1 protein-coding gene is annotated in these 331 nt (G+C 38.4%); it reads left to right on the forward strand.

Translation table 11 applies throughout. The annotated features are described in order from the left end of the window. A partial coding sequence (locus tag FUA24_RS04015) for a class I tRNA ligase family protein (RefSeq protein ID WP_148540158.1) occupies positions 1–331 on the forward strand: 331 nt, incomplete at both ends.

Raw genomic sequence — 331 nt, forward strand, 5'->3', positions numbered from 1 at the left:
GACTTACGTCAAGAAACCGATGCATTAGACACATGGTTCTCATCATGGTTATGGCCAATGTCGGTTTTTGATGGTATTCGCAATCCAGAAAACGAAGAAATTAAATACTATTACCCAACAAACGACTTGGTAACAGGTCCGGATATTTTGTTCTTTTGGGTAGCACGTATGATAATTGCTGGTTACGAGTATAAAGATGAAAAACCTTTCCAGAATGTATATTTAACAGGATTGGTACGCGATAAGCAACGTCGTAAAATGAGTAAATCTTTAGGAAACTCACCAGACGCCTTAAAGCTTATTGAAGAATACAGTGCAGATGGTGTTCGTG

This window comes from Seonamhaeicola marinus (assembly GCF_008085455.1).